Origin of the sequence: Prevotella pallens ATCC 700821, assembly GCF_000220255.1 — a bacterium.
Classification (GTDB): domain Bacteria; phylum Bacteroidota; class Bacteroidia; order Bacteroidales; family Bacteroidaceae; genus Prevotella; species Prevotella pallens.
The window spans coordinates 1,497,619-1,503,905 of sequence record NZ_GL982513.1 but is presented as its reverse complement, the minus strand read 5'-3'; the positions used below and the strand labels follow the sequence as shown (position 1 = coordinate 1,503,905).

The following is a 6,287-nucleotide window of genomic DNA, read 5'->3' as shown; positions in this document are numbered from 1 at the left end:
AAGAAGTTGATTTCTCTGAATATTATTAGTACTTTTGTACGTACTGTAGAAAGAGATTGCTGACGAATTTGTATAATTATGATTAGTGATATTCTGGACATAGTAGAAATTTTATAAATTTCTTTTGTTATCAAAACTTATCAAATGATACTATTCTGAATAGATATATACAATTTAAGAATAAGTTTAAACGGAATATGTATCTTTTTGGTATAGAAAACGATAACATTAATCTAAACAATATAAGAATAAATTTACGATGAGGTTATTTTATCTATTCTTTTGTATTATAATGTGTTCTTCTATAATAAGTTGTACGAAGAATGTTTATGAATATTACGGAGTTGGTTCTGAAACTGAACACGAAACTGATAATGGAAAAACGGACGAAAAGAAAAATAAGGAGGAAACAACCGAAGAGATACGAACTGTTGCAGATTTCCTAAAAAATGATTTTGGAGAAACTCCTGTTTGGGTTGAGGGGTATATAGTTGGAAGTTGCACTAAAAGTATAAAGAATGCAGTTTGGGAATATCCATTTCCAACCGATAATGCAATTTTGCTCGCCGACGAACCAGGTGAAACCGATACAGAAAAGGTTATTGCTATTAAGTTGAAAACAAAAGAACTTAAACAAGATTTGGGCTTAGCAACTAATCCAAATAATTATAATATGCGCATTCGGATATTAGGAATAAAAGAAAAGTATCTTGGAATTTATGGAATGAAAGACAATATTCAGGCTTATGAATGGGTGAGATGAGTAATTTTTCACAACATATTAATAGTTTTCTTATTAATAATTTGTTTGAAAAAATAAAAATAATTATATTTGCAAGCGAATAAACAATGAATACAATTTAAATTACAAGCCTATAGGAACACCATTACTTAAATATAAATCATTTTAGAGAATGAAGAATCTTAATGAAATGACTGATGAGGAATTAGCCTTGTTGTATATTAATGGTAATAATAGAGCTTTCGACTTGCTTTTGTCGCACAATCAGTCTAAACTTTTTTCCTACATACTTTTTGTAGTTAGGAATCGTGATGTTGCAGATGATATCTTTCAAGAAACATTTGTGAAGATAATAACAAAACTGCAACAAGGTTGTTATAAGCCGAGTGGAAAATTCTCTGCTTGGGCTATGCGTATTGCCCATAATATAATAATGGATTGGTATCGTGCTCAGAAAACAGATAAGATTGTTGAGCCGACAAAAGAGAACGATTTATCGAATTTAGGTAGTGCAGATATACAGATTGGTAATATTGAAAACCAATTTGTTAATATGCAGACCTTAGCAGATATAAAAAAATTAATGCAACATCTTCCTCCTTCTCAGCGTGAAGTAGTTTTTATGCGCTTTTATCAAGAGATGTCTTTTAAAGAAATTGCCAAAGCTACAGGTGTTAGTATAAATACAAGTCTTGGAAGAATGCGTTATGCCATCTTAAATCTTAGGAAAATGGTACGCGAAAATGATGTTCTTTTGCAATTAGCCTATTAAATAGGCGTTAAAAGTTAGTGCATATATATAATTGTATCAATATTCCTCTTAGATATACCAGGATTTTTAAGCCCCTTTTTCACTATTCTACCATCTTACATTAGTTGTGTAGCCCGATACACTTCTTCTTTAAAATAGCAAACAGACTGAAAAATGGGCTTAAAAATATTAATAATTGGTTATGGACGTCTACTTAATTCTTTTAAACTTTTAATAGTTTCAATAGGGTGGGGAGAATTAAATATGTAACTTCCACTTACTAACATATCGGCTCCTGCTTTAACAAGTCGTGGTGCTGTATTATTTTGTACACCACCATCAACTTCAATAATAGCATTACTTCCTGTTTCGTTAATAAGTTTACGTAGGCGTTCAACCTTTTTAATTGCATTTTCAATAAAAACTTGTCCTCCGAAACCTGGATTTACGCTCATAATAAGAACAAGATCTACCTCTACTATAATATCTTCAAGCACCGATACGGGAGTAGCAGGATTAATAACTACACCGGCTTTCATTCCAGTTTGCTTTATTTGCTGGATAGTTCTGTGTAAGTGAGGGCACGTTTCGTAGTGTACACTCATAATTGCAGCTCCAGCATCGGCAGTTTGTTGAATATAGTTCTCTGGGTGTACAATCATATAATGAACATCCATAGGTTTTTTGCAAGCTTTGCCAACAGCTTTTAGAATAGGAAATCCAAAAGAAATATTAGGAACAAATACTCCGTCCATAATATCCATGTGTATATAATCAGCTTCGCTATTATTAATCATTTCTATATCCTTATATAGGTGTAGAAAGTCAGCCGATAATAAAGATGGTGATACTAAAGTTTCCATTTGTTTAATTAAGACAATAAGTTTCTAACTTGCCGTTTACTTTTATTGCTCTATATGTATAAGCAATTTGACGGATAATGTTCAACGTTTTTTCTGAGGGTTTCAACTCTTCTTGTGTAAATAATTCTATCATAGGCTATGCTATATTAAATGATGACTTTTATTTATGAAACGCAATCTTTGTCTTTTTATTATGTATTCTCTAATCTTTTCGCTAACTTTGTATTATGAAAGATATCTTAGAAACAATTGTTGCTAACAAAGAAAAAGAATTGGAACAATGGAAACAATATGTTCCACTAAAGCAATTGTATGGTATTATAGAGTATGAAGGAGCATTAAAACATAAAGTACATTCGTTAAAGGGCGTATTTAATGGTTGTTCGTCTCTAAAAGTAATAGCAGAATTTGTGCGAAAAACACCTGCTTTGGGCTGGATAAATAAGGAAGCTAAGATACGGAATATAGGCGTAGATTATGAAAAAAATGGCGCCGCAGCTATAAGTATTCCCACCGATTTTGTTTATTTTGGCGGATATGATGAGTTTGTACAAGAAGCTCGTGCTATTGGAATAGCCTTACCTTTATTATATAAGAACTATATTATCGACGAATATCAGCTGTTTCAAGCGAAACATACAGGAGCTTCTGCCATTGTTCTCACTGCTGTATTATTAAGTATAGAACAATGTAAATATCTAACTTCTCTTGCTCACCAATTAGGAATGGAAGTTGCATTAAAACTATATACGATAGAAGAGATAGATTACCTTGAGTGTGATGTAGACTTAATAATAATAAACAATCGAATTGCTTGTAGTTTCGATATGGACGTAAACAAGTCGTTTGAATTTGCAAAACTATTACCAGCCGATTGTATAAAAGTAAGCGAGGGCGGAATTTATACTCCTGAGAAAGCGAAAGAATTATCAGATGTAGGATTTCAAGGAATCATTATAGGCGACTTATTTATGAAGACCGCTAATCCAGGTTATGCACTTGGTGAATTTATTAAAGGAATAAAAAAAGAGAATTAAGCTATATGATAATAAAACGTTGTGGGACGCGCGATGCAAAGAATGTTTGCGAATTAATGGAGTTTGGAATAAATTGGATTGGATTTGACTTTCGTTTGAATAGTCCTAACTTTGTTAGACAGATATCTTCTCGTGCAGGAATAATTCCCGATTATGGAAGTCGTGCTGCTGCTTTAGGAAAAGAAATAGAGAAGAATGGGTTTATGAACGAAAGTTCTCTGCAACGCTTTGGCGTATTTGCAGATGATATGCCACAAAATATAGTAACTCGAGTGGTAAATTTTAAGTTAGATGTGGTACAATTAGATGGAGAAGAGAGCAGCATAATGATAAATAATCTTCGTTCAACACTTGATCCTGATATACACGCAGGCATAAAAATAATGAAAACTTTGCTTATTCGGTCTGTTGACGATTTGAAACTTGCGCAGGAGTATGAGGGAATTGTAGATTATTTCTTATTTAAATTAGGAAATATAGATGCTGGTTTAGCTGCTATTAAAACATATAAAGGTAATACTCATTTTATAATTGGGAATGTTGAACAAGAGTATTTAGACCAAATAAAGAACTTTAAGCACCCAATGTTGCTTGGTGTTGATATAGATAATTGTACAGATGTGAAAGTTGCAGTACAAACTTTGGCAGAATAAGCTCGAAGATAGCGATACTATGAAGAAAATGAGATGTATAATAATAGACAATTACGATTCTTTTACCTATAACTTAGTACATTTGTTGCGAGAATTAGGAACAGATGTTATTGTTAAACATAATGATGATATTTCGTTAGAAGAAATAGATAATTACGATAGAATTGTTTTAAGTCCAGGACCAGGAATTCCTTCAGAAGCAGGCTTAATGCCAGATATAATAAAACATTACGCCGAAACGAAACCTATATTGGGAGTATGTTTGGGACATCAGGCTATTGCTGAAATATTTGGTGGTAAAATAGAGAAACTACCAGAAGTTTTTCATGGCATAGAAACTGTGATAGAAGTTGATAACCAATCAAAACTATTTAAAAACTTGCCAACTAAATTGTCGGTGGGTAGATATCATAGTTGGATTGTATCAAATAATAGCTTTCCCAAAGAATTAAAGGTAATAGCAAAAACCAGCGATGGTATTATAATGGCTTTACAACACAGAGTGTATAATGTATATGGCATACAATTCCACCCTGAAAGTGTACTGACTCCTTTGGGAAAAGATATTGTTAAGAACTGGTTGAGTATATAAAACAGAATGCGCTTCTATGGAAGATAAGAAAGAAAAATATGCAAACTCTATAGTAGATGACAATAAAGATTGGTATGCCATTAGGTTGTATACTGTGAAACTAGAAGATGCCGATACATTTTTTACAGAAAATGGTATAGAGACTTTCATTCCAAAACAGTATGTGGCTGAAGAAAGTAAACAAGGTAAGGTGCATAATAAACTAAAACCTGTTGTGAGGAATATTATCTTTGTGAAGAAAACTATGGAAGAAGCTTGTTTTAAACGTCTGGTATACGAGGCAGATATTAAGATGAGCGTATATACTAAACCCGATAATAGCAATGAATATTATACCATTCCTCACGAACAAATGTACGAATTTCGTTTAATGTGTAATCCAGAAATAGAGCTTCGAAAGTTTATTCCAACTGAAGAAGCACGGCTAAAAGCAGGCGACGAAGTTTTTGTAAAATACGGACCTTTACGAGGAATGAAAGGAAGATTGGTTAGATCGAGCAAGAAGTATTATCTTTTAAAAGAAATTCCAGGAATCAGCATTATGCTAAAAGTTTCTCGGTGGTGTTGTGTTCCTACAAATGAAATGTATAAATAATTATGGAAAGTAAGGCAAAGCTAAGAGAAAAATTAAACTTTTCTACTCCAAAGTGCGAGTTCTTTAAAAACATTTTGTAATTTTGCACTTGCTGGTTGACTCTGCGTAATGAGTATTCTATCCAATTTACGTAAAAAACAATGCAATATTATTTGCGAATACACTAATATGCTTTATTATGAACGTGAAAAAAACATTGGTTCGCTTTTATAAAAACTAATATCTGAAGCTACCAATTCTAACATAAAACATAAAAACAATGGAACACAACACTATGCCTAAAGAACTTTTAAACGATGTTGCATGGTCGTTTGCACAAAAGCGTTTCGGTTCTTTACCAGAATTTGCAGAAGCATTAGCAGAATATAATGCGGAGATATTCGAAAAACCATTTATCGATGTTTGGACGAACAAGTTGCAATTAGTGGGAAACAGAATATTAATTCAGTACGAATATTGGGACGATGAGGAAGAAGACATTATAGAAGAACAAATAATGTTGCAAGCCGACAACAATAAATATTTCACTACAGCCGAATTGCTTTATAAAGTTCATAACGAAGTGCACGACAAGTTAGAAGGCGATGACCATATATTCTTCGAAGGATTGGAATTATTTGATAACGAATCGGAAGAATATCCCGGCATACCTTACTATTTCATTTTTCAAGGCAGTTAGGAAAGTCCTACTTTATTGCTATAAAAACTCTATTAAGTTTGCTTCGTAACAAGAAGTACGCACCAATAACATTCGCGAATATTGTAGAAAATAATCGTGAATGTTAAATTATAAGTAAGAGAAAAACACAAATACTGCAAGCACTTAAACTATATTTATAAGAAAGAAATATGCTAAAATGAATACACAATATTTTTCTCTTGATATTCTTTTGTTTTTCTTATGATATTGTAGTATCTTTGTAAGTATTAAATAGTTTTATTTACACGTAAATAAAACTTTATCTACACGTAAGTAAAACTTTACTTACACGTAAGTAAAACTCTACTTACACGTAGATAATACAATTTAATAAGCATTGCGCTGTTACAACAT

Annotated in this window: 8 protein-coding genes; 7 read left to right on the top strand and 1 reads right to left on the bottom strand. The window is 32.2% G+C overall.

Annotated features, from left to right (window positions below; genetic code table 11):
* Window positions 1-259: 259 nt before the first annotated feature.
* Both HMPREF9144_RS05815 and HMPREF9144_RS05810 read left to right on the top strand, forming a co-directional pair.
* Complete coding sequence (locus HMPREF9144_RS05815; RefSeq protein WP_040595399.1) at window positions 260-763, top strand: DUF6359 domain-containing protein; 504 nt, start codon at window positions 260-262, stop codon at window positions 761-763.
* A gap of 151 nt (window positions 764-914) precedes the next feature.
* Window positions 915-1,514 (top strand): RNA polymerase sigma factor, encoded by a 600-nt coding sequence (locus HMPREF9144_RS05810; RefSeq protein WP_006044982.1) that lies wholly within the window; start codon window positions 915-917, stop codon window positions 1,512-1,514.
* Window positions 1,515-1,693: 179 nt separating this feature from the next.
* On the opposite strand, the gene rpe is transcribed toward HMPREF9144_RS05810, so the two are convergent.
* Window positions 1,694-2,356, bottom strand: a complete 663-nt coding sequence (rpe, locus tag HMPREF9144_RS05805) for a ribulose-phosphate 3-epimerase (protein ID WP_006044981.1) — start codon at window positions 2,354-2,356, stop codon at window positions 1,694-1,696.
* 227 nt (window positions 2,357-2,583) lie between these two features.
* Between rpe and HMPREF9144_RS05800 the strand changes: the two genes are divergently transcribed.
* From HMPREF9144_RS05800 to HMPREF9144_RS05780, 5 genes are all read left to right on the top strand, one after another.
* Window positions 2,584-3,393 carry an indole-3-glycerol phosphate synthase TrpC gene (locus HMPREF9144_RS05800; RefSeq protein ID WP_006044979.1) on the top strand — a complete coding sequence of 270 codons (810 nt, stop codon included), beginning with the start codon at window positions 2,584-2,586 and terminating at the stop codon, window positions 3,391-3,393.
* 5 nt (window positions 3,394-3,398) lie between these two features.
* Window positions 3,399-4,046: a beta/alpha barrel domain-containing protein gene (locus HMPREF9144_RS05795; protein ID WP_006044978.1), complete on the top strand. Its 648-nt coding sequence runs from the start codon at window positions 3,399-3,401 to the stop codon at window positions 4,044-4,046.
* A gap of 19 nt (window positions 4,047-4,065) precedes the next feature.
* Window positions 4,066-4,638: an anthranilate synthase component II gene (locus HMPREF9144_RS05790; protein WP_040595601.1), complete on the top strand. Its 573-nt coding sequence runs from the start codon at window positions 4,066-4,068 to the stop codon at window positions 4,636-4,638.
* 16 nt (window positions 4,639-4,654) lie between these two features.
* Window positions 4,655-5,233 (top strand): UpxY family transcription antiterminator, encoded by a 579-nt coding sequence (locus tag HMPREF9144_RS05785; RefSeq protein WP_006044976.1) that lies wholly within the window; start codon window positions 4,655-4,657, stop codon window positions 5,231-5,233.
* A 259-nt stretch (window positions 5,234-5,492) separates the two neighbouring features.
* Complete coding sequence (locus tag HMPREF9144_RS05780) at window positions 5,493-5,912, top strand: hypothetical protein (RefSeq protein ID WP_006044974.1); 420 nt, start codon at window positions 5,493-5,495, stop codon at window positions 5,910-5,912.
* Window positions 5,913-6,287 lie beyond the last annotated feature (375 nt).